The following is a 1,002-nucleotide window of genomic DNA, read 5'->3' as shown; positions in this document are numbered from 1 at the left end:
AAAAAGAAGTTCAAATCATCTCTGGTTACCGTTCTCCAGCGACCAATGAAGCACTGCGCTCAAAGTCGAGTGGCGTAGCCAAGAAGAGCTACCACATGTTAGGTAAAGCGATCGATTTCCGTATTGATGGCGTTAACCTAAAAGAATTAAGAGACGTTGCTAAAAGCTTGAATGCGGGTGGTGTCGGTTATTATGCACGTAGCAACTTTATCCATATTGATACAGGTCCAGCACGCAGTTGGTAGTGTTAAGCTGAATTTACGAGCGAATGCTAGGTACTTGTCAAAGTAGACATCCAATGTCATAGTTTGCCCAAATTTCAGTTTGCCCTCTAAGGTTTGTATATGTCTCTTAAGTATCAAGTTGTCCCTGTTACCTCGTTCTCTCAAAACTGCTCAATTGTGTGGTGTGATGAGACAATGGAAGGCATCGTTGTCGATCCGGGCGGTGATGTTCAGCAACTGGCTGCTATCATCGAAGAGTTAGGTGTTAAAGTGGTGAATTTGGTATTGACTCACGGTCACCTAGACCATGTGGGCGGAACAGTACCGCTTGCTGAAATCTTGAACGTGAACATTGTTGGCCCACATAAAGCCGATAACTTTTGGCTTCAAGGTCTAGAGAATCAAAGCCAGATGTTCGGCTTCCCACTGTGTAAAGCCTTTGAACCAAACACTTGGTTAGAAGAGGGCGACAAAGTGACTTTTGGTAACCAAGTTATCGATGTGATTCACACGCCGGGTCATACTCCGGGTCACGTCGTGCTATTCAGTGAGCAAGCGCGTATGGCGTTTGTTGGTGATGTTTTATTTAACGGTGCTATTGGTCGCACGGATTTCCCGCAAGGCGATTTCAACACGCTAATTGCTTCAATCAAGACTAAGCTTTGGCCGCTAGGCAGTGATGTAACATTCGTACCGGGTCATGGTCCTGAGTCAACATTTGGCCGTGAGCGCGCATCAAATCCATTCGTTGCCGACGAGATGCCTATATATTAATTAA

General features: G+C 45.4%; 2 protein-coding genes. Both read left to right on the top strand.

The genetic code is table 11. From position 1 onward, the window contains the following. Positions 1–245, top strand: a 245-nt coding sequence (locus tag AB4232_RS20860; RefSeq protein WP_372087922.1) for a YcbK family protein, incomplete at its 5' end; no start/stop codon positions are given. A gap of 99 nt (positions 246–344) precedes the next feature. Beyond that, positions 345–998: an MBL fold metallo-hydrolase gene (locus AB4232_RS20855; RefSeq protein ID WP_029223976.1), complete on the top strand. Its 654-nt coding sequence runs from the start codon at positions 345–347 to the stop codon at positions 996–998. The last annotated feature ends 4 nt before the right edge of the window (positions 999–1,002 follow it).

Source organism: Vibrio sp. 10N.286.46.A8, assembly GCF_041470165.1.
Taxonomy (GTDB): Bacteria; Pseudomonadota; Gammaproteobacteria; order Enterobacterales; family Vibrionaceae; genus Vibrio; species Vibrio tasmaniensis_A.
The sequence above is the reverse complement of the archived record's forward strand: the minus strand, read 5'-3'. Positions and strand labels throughout refer to the sequence as shown.

What these genes read in the sequence shown, in the direction of transcription:
- AB4232_RS20855 (WP_029223976.1), top strand. Translation starts at nt 345, where the DNA reads ATGTCTCTTAAGTATCAAGTTGTCCCTGTTACCTCGTTCTCTCAAAAC.